Raw genomic sequence first — 16267 nt, 5'->3', positions numbered from 1 at the left:
GCGTGAGAGACGGTGGAAAGACGTGGGGAGTAAAAAAATCAGGGCCTTGCAGCCCGCCGCCGGGGCGACAGTGCTGCAAGGCCCTCGGGGGCTGCGACGGTCGGCGCGTGCCGCTCGTTCAGCGGCGCTGGGCGCCGTTGTTGCCGCCGGGACCCGACGGCGGAGGACCGCGGCGTTCCAGGTGACGGAACGTGATGCGGCCCTTGGTCAGGTCGTAGGGCGAGAGTTCCAGCGACACCTTGTCGCCCGCCAGGATGCGGATGTGGTGCTTGCGCATCTTGCCGCCGCTGTAGGCGATCAGCTGGTGACCGTTGTCGAGCGTGACGCGGTAGCGCGAATCGGGCAGGACTTCGGTCACTGCGCCGTTCATTTCGATCAGTTCTTCCTTCGGCATGCTTTACCTCGAATCTTCGTTGTCTGTTGGATATGAATGAAATCCGTCGTGTTTGGTTTCAGGCGCGACGGCCGGCCGACACACACGGCGCAGCGGGGACGCGCTCTGCTCGCTTCAACATGAACGAAGACCGTGGTGGCAATCATGGGCGCCGGAACTGGCGCTCCAACACACGGCAAAAACCGGCGTGCCTGGCGGGGGAGGTGCGGAACCCGGGGATTTCAAATCGGGTTCAGGGGGCCTCGGTGCCAATCGGCCAACCGGTGGGGTGACGAGAAAAGACTTCGTCGTAGTATCGAAACGAACCCGGCATTGTAACCGGACTGGCATGACTGTTGCTCAGGTTTCGGCCGGGACTGGCGCGAACGCGCGACAAATCGGCCGATATTGCTATCAAAAGAGTAGCTGAAAGCCCTCAGGCCGCCGCGGGCTCCCCGACCCGCGCGACCGTGCCGCCGCCGCGCCGGCGGCCATGGGCCAGCAGCAGCACGCCGGCCAGCTGGCAGGCCGCGCCCACCCAGCCGACGGCGCTCACGCCGAACCACGCGATCGCCACGCCGCCGAACAGCGAACCGGCCGCGATCCCGAGGTAGATCGCCGAGGCGTTGAGCGACAGCGTCATCGGCGCGCGCTCGGGCGCCAGCCGGATCAGCCGCACCGCCTGCGCCGGCCCGAAGCCCCAGCCCGCGAAACCCCACAGCGCCGCCAGGCCCACCACGGCCGGCAGCGCCAGGCCGCCGGGCAGCGCCTGGGCCGCGAGCGACAGCCCGCCGAGGATCGCCACCAGCAGCAGCGCGAAGCCGCGCGCCACCCGGTCGGCGCCGAAGCGGTCGGTGGCCCAGCCGCCGGCCGCGGTGCCGAGCGCCGCCGCCACGCCGATGGCGACGAACACCGCGCCGATGCCTTCGGGGCCGATGCCGACCGTGCGCGAGAGGAACAGCGCGATGTAGGTGTAGAAGCTGAAGCCGCCCGTGGTCCAGAGCACGCTGACGCCGAGCCCGGCCAGCACGCCCGGCGCACGCAGCACGGCGAAGGCGGCGCCGCCCGATACGGCGGGCGCCGCCGCCGCGAGCCGGCGCGGCAGCCCGGCCGCCAGTCCCAAGGTCGCGACCAGGCCCAGCGCGGCGATCAGCAGGTAGGCCGTGCGCCAGCCGCCCCAGCCCGCGATCCAGGCGCCGAGCGGCACACCGAGCGCCACCGCCAGCGTGCCGCCGCCGGTGACGATCGCCAGCGCCCGGCCGCGCAGCGCGGGCGACACCAGCGAAGCCGCCACCGCGCTCGCGGTCGGTACGAACACGCCCGCCACCAGGCCCAGCGCCAGCCGGGCCAGCGCGAGCTGGCCGAAGCCCTGCGCCATCGACGCCAGCAGCGTGAGGCCACTGAAGGCCGCGAGGCTCGCGACCAGCAGCGGCCGGCGGCCGAAGCGCGCGCAGGCCGCGGCCATCAGCGGCGAGCCGATCGCATAGCTGAGCGCGAACAGCAGCACGAGCTGGCCCGCGTGCGTGGGGCTGATCCGCAGGTCGGCCGCGAGCACCGGCAGCAGGCCCGCGACGATGAAGCTCTCGGTGCCGATCGCGAAGGCGCCGAGCGCGAGCCAGGCGAGGCTCAGCGGCAGGCGTTCCGGCGTGGCGGGAGCGGTGGAAGAGGGGGCGGGATCGTGGTGCATGGCGGTTCTCCATCGAGCATTCCAAGGGCGCCAGCGTAGGCTTGCGATTGGTTCCTCAAAAGAACCACAATCGGCAAATTCCATGGAGCCACTTTTCGAGCTGTCCCTGCAGCTGCCCGCGGCCGGCTCGCGCGAACTGCTGCGCGAGCTGCACCGGCAGCTGCATGCCGCCATCCTCGACGGCCGGCTGCGGCCCGGCGCCCGCCTGCCCGCCACGCGCGCGCTCGCGCAGCGCCTGGGCGTGTCGCGCAACACCATGCTGGCGGCCTACGACCTGCTGCTCAGCGAGGGCTACCTGGTCGCCCGTCCCGGGGCCGGCACCTACGTGGCCGACACCCTGCCAGCCTCGCGCCGCGGCCGGTCGCCACGCACCGCCGCGCTCACCGAGGCCGGCACGCCCCGCCGCGATCCACGCCTGGCCCCGCCGCGCGTGCCCGGCGCCGGCCTGCCGCCCACGCTGCAGCAGCGCCCGGCGCGCGACGATTTCCGCGTCGGCCTGCCCGATGCGAGCGCGCTGCCCTTCGACATCTGGCGCCGGCTGTCCGACCGCGCGCTGCGCCGCATCGCGCGCGGCGGCGGCGAAGCGGCGCAGTACGCCGATCCGCGCGGCCAGCCGGCGCTGCGCGAGGCGATCGCGCGCCACGTGTCCTTCACGCGCGCGGTCGGCTGCGGCGCCAACGACATCGTCGTCACCGCCGGCGCGCAGCAGGCCTTCGGGCTGCTCGCGCGCGTCCTCGTCGTGCCGGGGCGCACGGTGGTGGCGGTCGAGCAACTGTCCTATCCCTCGCTGCGCGAGGCCCTGGCGGCCGCCGGCGCGAAGGTGGTGCCCGTGCCCACCGACGCCGAGGGCCTGTGCGTCGACCGGCTGCCGGCCGAGGCGCGCGTGGTCTGCGTGACGCCCTCGCACCAGTTCCCCACCGGCGTCGCCATGTCGACGCCGCGGCGCGCCGCGCTGCTGGCCTTCGCGCGCGAGCGCCAAGCGGTGGTGATCGAGGACGACTACGACAGCGAATTCCGCTTCGCCGGCCGCCCGCTCGACGCGCTGCAGACGCTGGACCGCGCCGACTCGGTCTGCTACGTGGGCACCTTCTCGAAGAGCCTCTTTCCCGCGCTGCGCCTGGGCTTCGTGGTGGCGCCGCCATGGGCGCGCGCGGCGCTGGTGCGCATGCGCGAGCTGGCCGACTGGCACAGCCCGGTGCTGGGCCAGGACGCGCTGGCCGACTTCATCGCCGAGGGCCACCTGGCGCGCCACATCCGCAAGATGCGCAAGGTCTACGGCGAGCGCCGCCGCGCGCTGCTCGAGGCGCTGGTGCGCCACGGCGCGGATCTGTTCGAGGCCATTCCCTCGCAGGCCGGCCTGCATCTGTCGGCCCGGCTGCATGCGCCGCTGCGCGCCGACCTGCTGGCCCGGCGCGCGGCCGAGGCCGGCATCGCGCTGGCGCCGCTGTCGCGCTATGCGCTCGATCCGCACGCGGCCGACGTGCCCGAGGGCCTGGCCTTCGGCTACGGGCTGATCGAGGCCGTGCGCATCGACGACGCGATCCGGCGCGTGGCGCAGCTCGCGCGCGCCGGCTGACGCAGCCTGCGTGCAGGCGGTCGAGCGCAGTCACGGGAGCCGACGGCCTACACCGCGCGCCGGGGGCGCCACGCTCAATGACCCGACCCAGGATGCCAAAGGAGCCTCGACCATGAACGACACCGCCACGCATGCCCGCACTCCGGTGCGCTTCGATCCCTCCGTGGAGACCGAGCGCGAGGACGAGGCCCAGACCCAGATCGAGCTGGTGGCGACGCTGCGCGAGATGGCGCAGACCGTGGCCGAGCACACCGGCCACGCCATGCGCGCCGTGCACGCCAAGAGCCACGGCCTGCTGCAAGCCGAACTCGTCGTGCCCGAGGCCCTGCCGCCCGAGTACGCACAGGGCCTGTTCGCCAGGCCGGGGCGCCATCGCGCGGCGATGCGGCTGTCGACGCCGCCGGCCGAGGTGCTCGACGACCGCATCTCGCTGCCGCGCGGCATGGCGCTCAAGGTGTTCGATGTCGAGGGCGAGCGCGTCGAGGGCTCCGAGGACCACACCACGCAGGACTTCCTGTTCGTCGACGGCCCGGTGTTCGTCGCGCCCGACGCGCACGGCTTCCTGCGCAGCCTCAAGCTGCTCGCGGCCACCACCGACCGCGTGCCGACCGGCAAGTTGCTGCTGTCGGGCGTGCTGCAGAGCATCGAGAAGCTGATCGAGGTCGCGGGCGGCTCGAGCGCGAAGCTGGTCGCGCTGGGCGCGCATCCGCTGACCCATCCGCTGGGCGCCACCTTCTTCACGCAGGTGCCGATCCGCTTCGGCGATCACATCGCCAAGCTGCAGCTCGCGCCGGTGTCCGAGGCGCTCGTGGCGCTCGAGAAGGCCGAACTGCATCTGGACGGCAAGCCCGACGGCACGCGCGAGGCGGTGATGGACTTCCTGCGCACGCACGGCGGCGAGTGGGAGCTGCGGGCCCAGCTGTGCGTCGACCTCGAGCGCATGCCGGTCGAGGATGCCTCGGTCGAATGGCCGCAGGAACTCAGCCCTTACGTGACGGTCGCGCGCGTGCTGGCGCCGCCGCAAGCGGGCTGGAGCGAGGAGCTGTCGCGCGAGATGGACGACGGCATGGCCTTCAGCCCCTGGCAGGCGCTCGCGGCGCACCGGCCGCTGGGCGGGGTGATGCGCGCGCGCAAGGCGGCCTATGCGGCCTCGTCGGAATTTCGCAGCGAGCGCAACGGCTGCCCGCTGCACCGCTGAGCGGCTGCGTCAGTCGAGGCCGAGCACGCGCCGGTTGGCCGCCACGTCCACGCCGCCGGCCGCGAAGTCGTCGAAGGCCCGGTCGGCCACGCGGATGATGTGGTCGGCGATGAACTTCGCGCCCTCGCGCGCGCCGTCCTCGGGGTGCTTGATGCAGCACTCCCACTCGAGCACCGCCCAGCCCGGGAAGTCGTACTGCGCCATCTTCGAGAAGATGGCCTTGAAGTCGACCTGCCCGTCGCCCAGCGAGCGGAAGCGCCCGGCGCGGTCGATCCATTTCTGGAAGCCGCCGTACACGCCCTGCTTGCCGGTCGGGTTGAACTCGGCGTCCTTCACGTGAAAGATCTTGATGCGCTCGTGGAAGTGGTCGATGTAGGCCAGGTAGTCGAGCTGCTGCAGCACGAAGTGGCTCGGGTCGTAGAGCAGGCAGGCGCGCGGATGGTTGTTCACGCGCTCGAGGAACATCTCGTAGCTCACGCCGTCGTGCAGGTCCTCGCCCGGATGGATCTCGTAGCCCACGTCCACGCCCGCGGCGTCGAAGGCATCGAGGATCGGGCGCCAGCGGCGCGCGAGCTCGTCGAAGGCCTCCTCGATCAGTCCCGGCGGGCGCGGCGGCCACGAGTACAGGTAGGGCCAGGCCAGCGCGCCCGAGAAGGTCGCGTGCGCCGTGAGGCCGAGGTTGGCCGAGGCCTTCGCCGCGTAGTGCAGCTGCTGCACCGCCCATTGCTGGCGCGCCGCCGGATTGCCGCGCACCTCGGGCGCCGCGAAGCCGTCGAAGCCCGCGTCGTAGGCCGGGTGCACCGCGACGAGCTGGCCCTGCAGATGGGTCGAGAGCTCGGTGATCGAGAGGCCGTGCGCGGCGAGCGTGCCCTGGATCTCCCCGCAGTAGGTCCTGCTCTCGGCGGCCTTCTTGAGGTCGATCAGCCGCGCGTCCCAGCTCGGGATCTGCACGCCCTTGTAGCCCAGGCCCGCGGCCCAGCCGGCGATCGCGTCGAGCGAGTTGAAGGGCGCGGTATCGCCCGCGAACTGGGCCAGGAAGATGGCGGGCCCCTTGATCGTCTGCATGCGGTGTCTCCTTGTGGGCTCGACAGGATACTTCGCGGGTTCGGCTGACACACGACCGAAGTTCGGTGGGCGCAGAATGAATTTCGCTCACAGGGAACCCAACGAGATGCCCCAGCCCGTCTCCGCCCGACTCAAGATCGGTTTGTCCGCCTGCTTCTCGCACGCCGATCCGGCGCGCTCGCTGTTCACCAACAAGACCCTGCAGTACGTCGAGCAGTCGATCGCCCACTGGCTGATGTCGGCCGGCGCGATGGTGGTGATGGTGCCCTGCCCCACGGGCGAGACCGCGCGCGGCGACACCAAGCTGTCGCACTATGCCGAGTGGCTCGATGGCGTGGTGATGCACGGCGGGGCCGACGTCTGGCCCGGCAGCTATGGCGAGGTGCCGCTCAAGGACGCCTGGATCGGCGACCGCATCCGCGACCTCTACGACCTCGCGCTGGTCGAGGCCTTCGAGCAGGCCGGCAAGCCGATCTTCGGCGTGTGCCGCGGGCTGCAGCTCATCAACGTGGCCTTCGGCGGCACGCTCTACCAGGACATCGAGGAGCAGCACGGCCATCCCGAGACGCTGCGCCACCGCGACCCGGTGACCTACGACCAGAACTTCCACCAGATCGGGATCGTGCCGGGCACGCGGCTCGCGAAGCTCTATCCCGAGGTGCAGACCGCGCGCGTCAACAGCATCCACCACCAGGGCGTGAAGGACCTCGCGCCCGGTTTCGAGGTCGAGGCCTGGAGCCTGCCCGACCGGGTGGCCGAGGCGATCCGCCGCCGGCCCGAGCGCGGCCGCAGCTACATCGCGGCCACGCAGTGGCACCCCGAATTCCACAAGTACGGCAGCACCGAGACCGTGGACGACACGCCGATCCTGCACGACTTCCTGTGGGCCTGCGCCACCGCCAAGGTGGCGCCCAAGACCACGCTGCGCGGCGCGCCCGGCAAGATCCGCGACCGCGCGGCGCGCGTGCTGCAGCAGGCGTTGCTGCGGCGCCGCCGCTGAGCGCCGCGCCGGTTCAGCGGCGCTCGGACTTGGTCGAGTAGCCGCTGACGCCGGCGTCGACGGTGCCGAACACCGTCACGCCGCTGCCCGACGAGGCGGTGCTGCCGGCATCGGCGGTGCGCGAGGACGAGGCACAGCCCGCGAGCGAGAAGCCCATGGCAAGGGCGAAGGCGGTGGCAATCAATGACTTCATGGAATCTGTCCCCAGGGGTGGATCGAACGACTATAGGCCGCGCGTCATGGCGCGCATGTAACAAGACCCCGCGCGCGGGGTCTTGTCGTTGGTGCCGCCGCGGCACGCCGGGTTCCCGCCGCGCGCGATCTTGAAGAAAAACTGCAAGCCGCTTCGCTCGCCGGGCGGCTTATCAAAGGCGGAAACCGGGCGCACATTCAGGGCACACGACACCCAGAGGACACCGCCATGACATCCGCTCTTTCTTCACCGCAGCGCACCTGGTTCATCACCGGCGTGAGCACCGGCTTCGGCCGCGCGCTCGCGCAGGAGGCGCTGGCCGCCGGCCACCGCGTGGTCGGCACCCTGCGCGACGAGGCCGCGCGCGCCGCCTTCGACGCGCTGCAGCCCGGCCGTTCCTTCGGCCGCCTGCTCGACGTGACGCGCCACGACGAGGTCGAGCGCGTGGTGGCCGAGGTCGAGGCCGGCGTCGGCGCCATCGACGTGCTGGTCAACAACGCCGGCTACGGCCATGAAGGCACGCTCGAGGAATCCTCGCTCGACGAGGTGCGCCGGCAGTTCGAGGTCAACGTGTTCGGCGCGGTGGCCGTCGCCAAGGCCGTGCTGCCCTTCATGCGTGCGCGCCGCCGCGGCCACATCCTCAACATCACCTCGATGGGGGGCATCGTCACCTTCCCGGGGCTCGGCATCTACCACGGCAGCAAGTTCGCGCTCGAGGGTCTCTCGGAGGCGCTCGGCAAGGAGGTCGCGAGCTTCGGCATCCGCGTCACGGCCGTGGAGCCGGGCGGCTTTCGCACCGACTGGGCCGGCCGCTCGATGGTGCGCGCGCCGCAGACCATCGCCGACTACGCACCGGTGCTGGGCCCGGTGCGCGAGGCGCGGCTGGCGCGCAGCGGCAAGCAGGCGGGCGATCCGGTGAAGGCGGCGCGCGCCATGCTGCGCATCGTCGAAGCGCCGACGCCGCCCGCGCACCTGCTGCTGGGCAGCGACGCGGTGAAGGCGGTGCGCGAGAAGCTGGCCGCGCTGCAGGAGGAACTGAGCGCGTGGGAATCGCTGTCGCTGTCGACCGACTTCACGCCGGCCTGATCGCGCCGCAGCCTATTCGGGCTTCGCGCCCGAGGCCTTGACGGCCGCGCCCCAGAGCCCGATCTCGCTCGCGACGAAGCGGTCGAACTCGGGCCCGGTCGTGGGCGCCGGCTCCGAGCCGCGCTCGCGCATGAAGCGCGCCATCTGCTCGCTCTTCAGGATCTCGGTCACCTCGCGGTTCAGGCGCGCCAGCACCTCGGGCGGCGTGCCGCGCGGCGCCATCAGGCCGAGCCAGCCCACGGCCTCGAAGTCGCGCGTGCCGGCCACGCCGCTCTCGCGCACGGTGGGCACCTCGGGCAGCTGCGAGGAACGCGTGGCCGAGGTCACGGCCAGCGGGATCGCCTTGCCGGCCTTGATGTGCGGCAGCGCGGCGGTCACCGAATCGATCATCAGCGGCACCTGGTTGCCGAGGAAGTCGGCCTGCGCGGGCCCGCTGCCCCGGTACGGAATGTGCGTGACGAACACATGCGCCGCCGACTTGTACATCTCGCCCGACAGATGCTGCGTGCCGCCGATGCCGGCGCTCGCGTAGCTGAGCCGGCCGGGCTCGGCCTTGGCGCGCGCCGTGAGCTCGCCCAGCGTACGGATGCCGCTCTCTGGCGTGGCGAGGAACACCAGCGGCACCTTGGCGATCAGCGAGATGCCCACGAGGTCCTTGCGCGGGTCGAAGCCGGGCTTGGCGTACAGCGTCTGGTTGACCGCCATCGCGCTGCCGGCCACCACCAGCGTGTAGCCGTCGGGCGCGGAACGCACCACGAACTCGGTGCCGATGTTGCTGCCGGCACCGGCCTTGTTGTCGACGATCACCGGCTGGCCCAGCCGCCGGCCGAGCTGCTCGGCGAGCGCGCGCGCGAAGATGTCGGTGGCCTGCCCGGGCGGGAAGGGCACCACCAGCTTGACGGGCTTGTCGGGCCAGTCGGCGGCCTGGGCCGGAACCCAGGCGGAAAGCAGCGCCAGCGCGAGGCCGGCGGCCGTGCCTGCGAAGCTTCTGCGCCGCATGGCTCAGAGCGCCGTGAGGTGCTTGCCCACGATGCCCGCGAGCTCGAACATCGTCACCTGGTCCTTGCCGAACACCGGCTTGAGCTTGGCGTCGGCATTGATCGAGCGCTTGTCCTTCGCGTCCTGCAGGCCGTTGGCCTTGATGTAGTCCCAGAGCTTCTTGACCACCTCGGTGCGCGCCACCGGCTCGTTGCCGATCACCGCGGCGAGCGCGTCGCTGGGCTTGAGGCCGGCGCCGGTCTTGCGCGGCGCCTTCTTCTCGGCCGGTGCCTTCTTGGCCGCGGGCGCCTTCTTCGCCGCCACCTTCTTGGCGGCGGCGGTCTTGCCGGCCGGCGCGGCCTTGCCGAAGGTCTTGCGCGGCGGGAACTTGCTGCCGCCCTCGCGCGGCGCGAACTCGAAGGTCACCTTGCCTTCTTCCGCGTTCCAGGTCAGGAAGGCCTTGAAGGCGCGGCGCGTGCGCATCGAGACGAACTTGTCGAGCAGGTCGGTCTTGCCGGTGGCCAGCAGCTTCTCCATCTGCGCGCGCTCCACCGGCTGCTGCAGGATGATCTTGCCGGTCTTGAAGGTGCAGCTCGGCGTGGGCTGGGCGTTGGTGGGCACCGACTTCTCGCAGATGTAGTTGCTGCCGTGCTCGAACACGGGCGCGCCGCAGATCGGGCAGGGGCCGACCGTGTCCTGTTCGCTGAAGTCGACGATCTCGCCGCTGTCCTCGTTCTTGTCGTCGCCGAAGTCGAACTCGAGCTTCCAGTTCTTCGCCTCCTCGTCGTACTTGAGCACGATCTCGGAGGTGAAGGGCCAGCCGGCCTTGGAGCGGAAGCCCTCGAGCGGGCCGATGTGCTTGTCGCGCAAGAGCGCCTCGGCCTCGGCGACCTCGAAGGTGCGCCCGGCCGGCGACTTGCCGAACGAGAAGCCGCAGGCGTCCTCGCCCGTGCCGCTCTTGCCGGTGCAGCCGTAGCGGCGGTAGTTCTCCTTCACCACGCCGCCGCAGTTGGGGCAGGGCGTGGCCAGCGTCGTGTAGTCGCCGGGCACGGTGTCGCGGTCGTACTCCTTGGCCTTCTTGACGATGTGCTCGGTCATCGCCGCTATCTCGCGCATGAAGGCGTCGCGGCTCAGCGAGCCCTTCTCCATCTGCGCGAGCTTGTATTCCCACTCGCCGGTGAGCTCGGCCTTGGAGAGTTCCTCCACGCCGAGGCCGCGCAGCAGCGTCATGAGCTGGAACGCCTTGGCGGTCGGGATCAGCTCGCGGCCCTCGCGCAGCATGTACTTCTCGGCGATCAGGCCTTCGATGGTGGCCGCGCGCGTGGCTGGCGTGCCCAGGCCCTTCTCCTGCATGGCCTCGCGCAGTTCCTCGTCGTCGATGGTCTTGCCCGCGCCTTCCATGGCGCCGAGCAGCGTGGCTTCGGAGTAGCGCGCCGGCGGGCGCGTCTTCAGGCCCTTGGTGTCGACGGTCTCGGCCAGCACCATCTCGCCGGGCTTCACCGGCACCAGGTTCTTGCCGTCCTTCTCGTCGTCGTCGCTGACGGCTTCCTTGCCGTAGATCGCGAGCCAGCCCGGCTTGACCAGCACCTTGCCGTCGGAGCGGAAGGCGTAGTTCTTGCCAGCTTGCGCCACCGTGCTGATGCGGGTCGTGACCTGGTATTCGGCGCTCGGGAAGAACACCGACAGGAAGCGGCGCACCACGAAGTCGTAGAGGCGCTGCTCGGCTTCCGACAGGCCGCTGGGCGCCTGCAGGGTCGGGATGATCGCGAAGTGATCCGACACCTTCGCGTTGTCGAAGATGCGCTTGCTCGGCTTCACGTAGTTCTGATCGATCGCCTGCTGCGCGAACGGCGCGAGGTGGCGCATGCCGCTGGTGGCGAGCATGCCCATGGTCTGCTTGACCACCGGCAGGTAGTCCTCGGGCAGGGCGCGCGAGTCGGTCCGCGGGTAGGTCAGCGCCTTGTGGCGTTCGTACAGGCTCTGGGCCAGCGCCAGCGTGGTCTTGGCCGAGAAGCCGAAGCGGCTGTTGGCCTCGCGCTGCAGCGAGGTCAGGTCGAACAGCTGCGGCGAGGCCTGGGTCGTGGGCTTGCTCTCCTCGGTGACGCTGGCGGGCTTGCCGCGCGCGGCCTGCGCGATGGCGAGCGCGTCGCGCTCGTTCCAGATCCGGTCGGCGCGCTGCTCGGGGTCGGGCTCGCCGCTGGGCAGCAGCGGCGCGTTGGCCTTCTTCCAGGCCGGGTCGAACCACTTGCCCGGATAGTGGCCGGCTTCCGCGAGAAAGCTGGCGTGCACTTCCCAGTAGTCGCGCGAGACGAACTTGCGGATCTGCTCCTCGCGCTCGACCACCACCGACAGCGTGGGCGTCTGCACCCGGCCCACGGTGGTGAGGAAGAAGCCGCCGTCGCGCGAGTTGAAGGCCGTCATCGCGCGCGTGCCGTTGATGCCCACGAGCCAGTCGGCCTCGGAGCGCGAGCGCGCGGCGTCGGCCAGGCCCTGCATCTGCTTCTCGGTGCGCAGCGAGTCGAAGCCGTCGCGGATCGCCTGCGGCGTCATCGACTGCAGCCACAGCCGCCGCACCGGCTTGTTCAGGCCCGTCTTGCCGCCGGCGTACTGCTCGATCAGGCGGAAGATCAGTTCGCCCTCGCGGCCCGCGTCGCAGGCGTTCACGAGCTGGGTCACGTCCTTGCGCTTGGCCTGCTTGACCACCGCGTTGAGGCGGGTCTTGGTCTTGTCCACCGGCTTGAGGTCGAAGTGCGGCGGGATCACCGGCAGGTTGGCGAAGCTCCACTTGCCGCGCTTGACGTCGAACTCCTCGGGCGCCTGGATTTCCACCAGGTGGCCGACGGCGCTGGTCACGACGTACTGGTCGTTCTCGAAGTGCTCGTCGTGTTTGTCGAACTTGCCGGCCACCGGCGTGAGCGCACGCACGATGTCCTGCGCCACCGACGGTTTTTCTGCAATAACCAATGTCTTCGTCATCTGTGCTCTCTCAACTGTTTCGCCAAGCCGGCTCGCGGGCCATGCGCGCAGTGCCATGGGCTCTCTCTATACTCGGCGGCTTCTCGCGTGCGCACACGCGCACGCGCATGTGTGCATATTCAAACTAACAGACTTCGGCGATGCCTTCCAAATCCCCACTTTCCAACGCCCGCCGAATTCAGACGCGGCGTTCCTCCGTCCATGGCAACGGCGTGTTCGCCGTCCAGGACCTGGCCGAAGGCGAGCGGATCATCGAGTACAAGGGCGAGATCATCACGTGGAAGGAGGCACTGCGCCGCCATCCGCACGATCCGGCCCAGCCGAATCACACTTTCTACTTCCATATCGATGACGGACGCGTGATCGACGGCAACGTCGACGGCAATGCGGCCCGCTGGATCAACCACTCGTGCGAGCCCAACTGCGAGGCCGACGAGGTCGATGGGCGCGTCTACATCAAGGCGCTGCGCAACATCGCGGCCGGCGAGGAGCTCAACTACGACTACGGCCTGATCATCGACGAGCCGTACACCGAGAAGCTGCTGTCCGAGTTCCCGTGCTACTGCGGCTCCGAGCAATGCCGCGGCACGCTGCTCACGCCGAAGGACGACGAGGAAGAGGACAAGAAGAAAAAGAAGAAGGCGAAGAAGAAGGAAGCGAAGAAGGCCGAGAAGGAGAAGGCCGAGAAGAAGGCTGACAAGAAGGCCGAGAAAAAGTCCGAAAAGAAAGCCGAGAAGAAGTCGGAAAAGAAGGCGGACAAGAAGGACGGCAAGAAGAAGGACAAGGCGCCGAAGGCCGACAAGCCGGCCAAGGCGAAGAAGACCGAGACGGTCGCCGAGGCGGCCCCCGCCGCGGCCGGCAACGGCGGGCTCTGAGCATGGCCGCCGGCGGCTGCGCCCTGCAGTGGCACGAGGAGCGGATCGCCGCGGCGCTCGCCCCCCTGCTGCCGGGCTTCGCGGCCGAGGTGGTCGGCGAGATCGATTCCACCAACACCGAACTCATGCGGCGCGCACGCGCCGGGCGGACCGAGCCCGTGCTGCTGGTCGCCGAGCGCCAGACCGCGGGCCGCGGCCGGCTCGGCCGGCCCTGGCAGAGCGCGCAGCAGCCCGGCGACGATGTCGCGCCGTCGCTGACCTTCTCGCTGGGCCTGCCGCTCGCACCGGCCGACTGGTCGGGGCTCTCGCTCGCGGTCGGCGTCAGCCTGGCCGAGAACCTCGATCCCACGGGCGCGGCGAAGCTCGGGCTCAAGTGGCCCAACGACCTCTGGGTCGACGAGCGCAAGCTCGTGGGCATCCTGATCGAGACCGCGCTGCCGCATGCCGGCGGTGCCGCCGGCGTCGCATCGTCGCCGCGCTACGTGGTCATCGGCATCGGCGTGAACATCGGCGCGCGCGATGCCGAGGGCATGCGCACGCCACCGGCCTGGGTGCGCCAGTGGCGTCCCGACGCCACTTCGCCCGCGGTGCTGGCCGAGCTGATCCCGCCGCTGGTGCGCGACGTGCTCGCGTTCGGCGCGCGCGGCTTCGCGCCGTTCGCCGAGCGCTTCGCGGCGCGCGACGTGCTGCGCGGGCGCGAGGTGGTGCTGAGCGACGGCCGCACGGGTCTGTGCGAGGGCGTCTCGTGGACCGGCGAGCTGCAGGTGCGCACGGCCGAGGGCCTGCAGGCCATCGTCAGCGACGAGGTCAGCGTGCGGCCGCGCGGCATGGCCCTCTGAAACCGGACGCCGCGATGCCGCTGCGCCTGGTCGTGATCGCCCTGCTGGTCCTCAACGGCGGCTACTGGCTGTGGTCGCGCGGCGACCTCGCGGGCTTCGGGCTCGCGCCGGCGGGGCTCGACGAGCGCGATCCGCAGCGCCTCACGCGGCAGATCCATCCCGAATATCTGCAGATCCGCGCCGAGCCGCCGAAGGCCGGTGCCTCGGGTCCCAGCGCCCGATGAGCCGGCCGCTCAGGCCGGCGCGCTCTCGAAGCGCACCGTGAAGCGCGCGCCCGGCGGCTGCCGCTCGGGATGCGCGTCCTCGAGCGTCACCTGCGCATGGTGCTGGTTCGCGATCTCGCGCACGATCGGCAGCCCCAGGCCCGAGCCGTCGGCCTCGTTGCCCAGCACGCGGTAGAAGGGCTCGAACACGAGCTCGCGGTCGGCCTCCGAAATGCCCGGCCCGTTGTCCTCCACCTGCAGCAGCAGCACCCGGCCGAAGGGATCGGCCAGCACCCGCGCGGTGATCACGCCGGTGCGTTCGGGTCGCGAGGGCGTGTAGTTGATGGCGTTGTCGACCAGGTTGCGCACCAGCTCCTTGAGCAGGGTCGGGTTGCCCTCGAGCACCACGCCGCGCGAGCCGGGATCGAGGCCGTCGTAGCCGAGGTCGATGCGCTTCTCGATCGCGCGCGGCACCGCTTCGCGCACCACCTCGATCGTGAGCCGCGCCAGGTCGCAGGGCTGGCGATGGGCGCCGGCGCTGTTGCCCTCGGCGCGCGCCAGCGACAGCAGCTGGTTCACCGTGTGGGTGGCGCGCACGCTGGCGCGGCCGATCTGCTTGAGCGACTGCTTGAGCTCGTCGGCATTGGCGTTCTCGCGCTGCGCCAGGTCGGCCTGCATGCGCAGGCCCGCGAGCGGCGTCTTGAGCTGGTGCGCCGCGTCGGCCAGGAAGCGCTTCTGCGTGTCGATGGAATCGTTGAGCTTGTCGAGCAGCTCGTTGACCGAGGACACCAGCGGCACCACCTCGAGCGGCACCGAGGACTCGTCGAGCGGGCTCAGGTCGCCGGGGCGGCGTTCGCGGATGCGCGCCTCCACCACCGACAGCGGCTTGATGCCGCGCACCAGCGCCAGCCAGATCAGCAGCACCGCGAGCGGCAGGATCGCGAACTGCGGCAGCAGCACGCCCTTGATGATGTCGGCCGCCAGCAGCGACTGCTTCTGGCGCGTCTCGGCCACCTGCAGCAGCGCGGGCGGCGCATCGGGCGCGTCGCCGGCCAGCCAGATCCAGGCCACGCGCACCGACTTGCCGTTCATCTCGCCGTCGCGCAGCTGGACCTGGCCGATGGTCGGCGGCTCGTCGAGGCTGGGGTGCGGCACGTCGTGCTCGCCGCTGAGCAGCGTGCCGTGGCTGTCGAGCACCTGGTAGTACACGCGGTCGGTGTCGTCGCCGCGCAGGATCTCGCGCGTCGGCTGCGGCAGCACGAAGCGCGGGCTGTCCTTCTGCAGCGAGACCGTGCGCGCCAGCGTCTCGATGTTGTGCGTGAGCACGCGGTCGAAGGAAGCGCTCGCGATGCCCTGCGCCACCAGCCAGGTCACGCCGATGCTGACCGGCACCAGCAGCAGCAGCGGCGTGAGCATCCAGTCGAGGATCTCGCCGAACAGGGAGCGCTGCGCGCGCTGGAAGAGTTTCATCGGACCGGACCCGCCGCGCCCGGCGGCCGCACGCGCGTCACTGGATCTTTTCGAGGCAGTAGCCGAGCCCGCGCACGGTGGCGATGCGCACCGGGCCCTTCTCGATCTTCTTGCGCAGGCGGTGGATGTAGACCTCGATCGCGTTGAGGCTCACTTCCTCGCCCCATTCGCACAGGCGCTCCACCAGCTGGTCCTTGCTGACCAGCCGGCCCGCGCGCTGCAGCAGCACCTCCAGCAGGCCCAGCTCGCGCGCCGACAGCTCGACCATCTTGCCGTCGAGCGTGGCGACGCGGCCGGCCTGGTCGTAGATCAGCGGGCCGTGCTTGATCGCGTTGCTGGTGGTGCCCATGCCGCGGCGCGTGAGGGCGCGCACGCGCGCCTCGAGCTCCTGCAGGCTGAAGGGCTTGGCCATGTAGTCGTCGGCGCCGTTGTCCAGCCCCTTGACGCGCTCCTCCACGCTGTCGGCCGCGGTGAGCACCAGCACCGGCAGCTGCGAGCCGCGCGCGCGCAGCCGCTTGAGGATCTCGATGCCGTGCAGGCTGGGCAGGCCGAGGTCGAGGATCAGCAGGTCGAACTCGCTGTGCGTCATGAGCGCGGTGTCGGCCTCGGAGCCGTTGGCCACGTGATCGACGGCGGCGCCCGAGGTGCGCAGGCTGCGCAGCAGTGCATCGGCCAGCACCTTGTCGTCTTCGGCAATCAGTATCCGCATAGCCACCTCCAGCCCGGTTCGCGCCGTGGGCGGCGCCGT

15 protein-coding genes are annotated in these 16267 nt (G+C 70.7%); 7 read left to right on the top strand and 8 right to left on the bottom strand.

The window, feature by feature from the left end; genetic code table 11:
- Window positions 1-118: 118 nt before the first annotated feature.
- Both infA and R0232_RS33705 read right to left on the bottom strand, forming a co-directional pair.
- Complete coding sequence (infA, locus tag R0232_RS33710) at window positions 119-394, bottom strand: translation initiation factor IF-1 (protein WP_093351558.1); 276 nt, start codon at window positions 392-394, stop codon at window positions 119-121.
- A 415-nt stretch (window positions 395-809) separates the two neighbouring features.
- A complete protein-coding gene (locus R0232_RS33705; RefSeq protein ID WP_431510820.1) occupies window positions 810-2060 on the bottom strand; it encodes an MFS transporter in 1251 nt (416 codons plus the stop codon).
- 82 nt (window positions 2061-2142) lie between these two features.
- Here R0232_RS33705 and R0232_RS33700 point away from each other — a divergent pair, with 82 nt between their 5' ends.
- Window positions 2143-3636, top strand: coding sequence for a PLP-dependent aminotransferase family protein (locus R0232_RS33700; RefSeq protein WP_431510819.1), 1494 nt, complete (start codon window positions 2143-2145; stop codon window positions 3634-3636).
- A gap of 112 nt (window positions 3637-3748) precedes the next feature.
- A complete protein-coding gene (locus R0232_RS33695) occupies window positions 3749-4834 on the top strand; it encodes a catalase family protein (RefSeq protein WP_431510818.1) in 1086 nt (361 codons plus the stop codon).
- A gap of 9 nt (window positions 4835-4843) precedes the next feature.
- Here R0232_RS33695 and R0232_RS33690 read toward each other — a convergent pair whose 3' ends face one another.
- Window positions 4844-5899: a sugar phosphate isomerase/epimerase family protein gene (locus R0232_RS33690; protein ID WP_431510817.1), complete on the bottom strand. Its 1056-nt coding sequence runs from the start codon at window positions 5897-5899 to the stop codon at window positions 4844-4846.
- A gap of 106 nt (window positions 5900-6005) precedes the next feature.
- On the opposite strand from R0232_RS33690, the gene R0232_RS33685 reads away from it, so the two are divergent.
- Window positions 6006-6899: a gamma-glutamyl-gamma-aminobutyrate hydrolase family protein gene (locus R0232_RS33685; RefSeq protein ID WP_093351544.1), complete on the top strand. Its 894-nt coding sequence runs from the start codon at window positions 6006-6008 to the stop codon at window positions 6897-6899.
- A 13-nt stretch (window positions 6900-6912) separates the two neighbouring features.
- Here the strand turns inward: R0232_RS33685 and R0232_RS33680 are convergent, their stop codons facing one another.
- Entirely contained in the window at window positions 6913-7092 is a 180-nt protein-coding gene (locus R0232_RS33680; RefSeq protein WP_093351542.1) for a hypothetical protein, read from the bottom strand.
- A gap of 228 nt (window positions 7093-7320) precedes the next feature.
- On the opposite strand from R0232_RS33680, the gene R0232_RS33675 reads away from it, so the two are divergent.
- Window positions 7321-8178, top strand: a complete 858-nt coding sequence (locus R0232_RS33675) for an oxidoreductase (protein ID WP_431510816.1) — start codon at window positions 7321-7323, stop codon at window positions 8176-8178.
- 12 nt (window positions 8179-8190) lie between these two features.
- On the opposite strand, the gene R0232_RS33670 is transcribed toward R0232_RS33675, so the two are convergent.
- Together R0232_RS33670 and R0232_RS33665 are read right to left on the bottom strand one after the other, a co-directional pair.
- Window positions 8191-9177: a tripartite tricarboxylate transporter substrate binding protein gene (locus R0232_RS33670; RefSeq protein ID WP_431510815.1), complete on the bottom strand. Its 987-nt coding sequence runs from the start codon at window positions 9175-9177 to the stop codon at window positions 8191-8193.
- 3 nt (window positions 9178-9180) lie between these two features.
- Window positions 9181-12132 (bottom strand): DNA topoisomerase III, encoded by a 2952-nt coding sequence (locus R0232_RS33665; protein ID WP_431510814.1) that lies wholly within the window; start codon window positions 12130-12132, stop codon window positions 9181-9183.
- Window positions 12133-12272: 140 nt separating this feature from the next.
- On the opposite strand from R0232_RS33665, the gene R0232_RS33660 reads away from it, so the two are divergent.
- From R0232_RS33660 to R0232_RS33650, 3 genes are read left to right on the top strand one after another with little or no spacing between them, the layout of a single operon-like run.
- Entirely contained in the window at window positions 12273-13007 is a 735-nt protein-coding gene (locus tag R0232_RS33660; protein WP_431510813.1) for an SET domain-containing protein, read from the top strand.
- 2 nt (window positions 13008-13009) lie between these two features.
- Window positions 13010-13846, top strand: coding sequence for a biotin--[acetyl-CoA-carboxylase] ligase (locus tag R0232_RS33655; RefSeq protein ID WP_431510812.1), 837 nt, complete (start codon window positions 13010-13012; stop codon window positions 13844-13846).
- A 14-nt stretch (window positions 13847-13860) separates the two neighbouring features.
- Complete coding sequence (locus R0232_RS33650; RefSeq protein ID WP_208511733.1) at window positions 13861-14070, top strand: sporulation protein; 210 nt, start codon at window positions 13861-13863, stop codon at window positions 14068-14070.
- A gap of 9 nt (window positions 14071-14079) precedes the next feature.
- On the opposite strand, the gene R0232_RS33645 is transcribed toward R0232_RS33650, so the two are convergent.
- Both R0232_RS33645 and R0232_RS33640 read right to left on the bottom strand, forming a co-directional pair.
- A complete protein-coding gene (locus tag R0232_RS33645) occupies window positions 14080-15519 on the bottom strand; it encodes a sensor histidine kinase (RefSeq protein ID WP_208511734.1) in 1440 nt (479 codons plus the stop codon).
- 37 nt (window positions 15520-15556) lie between these two features.
- Window positions 15557-16228, bottom strand: a complete 672-nt coding sequence (locus R0232_RS33640) for a response regulator (protein ID WP_093351522.1) — start codon at window positions 16226-16228, stop codon at window positions 15557-15559.
- Window positions 16229-16267: the final 39 nt, after the last annotated feature.

It is taken from the genome of Variovorax sp. DAIF25 (assembly GCF_050711835.1).
GTDB lineage: Bacteria > Pseudomonadota > Gammaproteobacteria > Burkholderiales > Burkholderiaceae_C > Variovorax.
The sequence above is the reverse complement of the archived record's forward strand: the minus strand, read 5'-3'. Positions and strand labels throughout refer to the sequence as shown.

Excerpts from the sequence above, each read along its gene's own strand:
- infA (WP_093351558.1), bottom strand. The coding sequence starts at position 394 with ATGCCGAAGGAAGAACTGATCGAAATGAACGGCGCAGTGACCGAAGTC.
- R0232_RS33705 (WP_431510820.1), bottom strand. The coding sequence starts at position 2,060 with ATGCACCACGATCCCGCCCCCTCTTCCACCGCTCCCGCCACGCCGGAA.
- R0232_RS33700 (WP_431510819.1), top strand. The coding sequence starts at position 2,143 with ATGGAGCCACTTTTCGAGCTGTCCCTGCAGCTGCCCGCGGCCGGCTCG.
- R0232_RS33695 (WP_431510818.1), top strand. The coding sequence starts at position 3,749 with ATGAACGACACCGCCACGCATGCCCGCACTCCGGTGCGCTTCGATCCC.
- R0232_RS33690 (WP_431510817.1), bottom strand. The coding sequence starts at position 5,899 with ATGCAGACGATCAAGGGGCCCGCCATCTTCCTGGCCCAGTTCGCGGGC.
- R0232_RS33685 (WP_093351544.1), top strand. The coding sequence starts at position 6,006 with ATGCCCCAGCCCGTCTCCGCCCGACTCAAGATCGGTTTGTCCGCCTGC.
- R0232_RS33680 (WP_093351542.1), bottom strand. The coding sequence starts at position 7,092 with ATGAAGTCATTGATTGCCACCGCCTTCGCCCTTGCCATGGGCTTCTCG.
- R0232_RS33675 (WP_431510816.1), top strand. The coding sequence starts at position 7,321 with ATGACATCCGCTCTTTCTTCACCGCAGCGCACCTGGTTCATCACCGGC.
- R0232_RS33670 (WP_431510815.1), bottom strand. The coding sequence starts at position 9,177 with ATGCGGCGCAGAAGCTTCGCAGGCACGGCCGCCGGCCTCGCGCTGGCG.
- R0232_RS33665 (WP_431510814.1), bottom strand. The coding sequence starts at position 12,132 with ATGACGAAGACATTGGTTATTGCAGAAAAACCGTCGGTGGCGCAGGAC.
- R0232_RS33660 (WP_431510813.1), top strand. The coding sequence starts at position 12,273 with ATGCCTTCCAAATCCCCACTTTCCAACGCCCGCCGAATTCAGACGCGG.
- R0232_RS33655 (WP_431510812.1), top strand. The coding sequence starts at position 13,010 with ATGGCCGCCGGCGGCTGCGCCCTGCAGTGGCACGAGGAGCGGATCGCC.
- R0232_RS33650 (WP_208511733.1), top strand. The coding sequence starts at position 13,861 with ATGCCGCTGCGCCTGGTCGTGATCGCCCTGCTGGTCCTCAACGGCGGC.
- R0232_RS33645 (WP_208511734.1), bottom strand. The coding sequence starts at position 15,519 with ATGAAACTCTTCCAGCGCGCGCAGCGCTCCCTGTTCGGCGAGATCCTC.
- R0232_RS33640 (WP_093351522.1), bottom strand. The coding sequence starts at position 16,228 with ATGCGGATACTGATTGCCGAAGACGACAAGGTGCTGGCCGATGCACTG.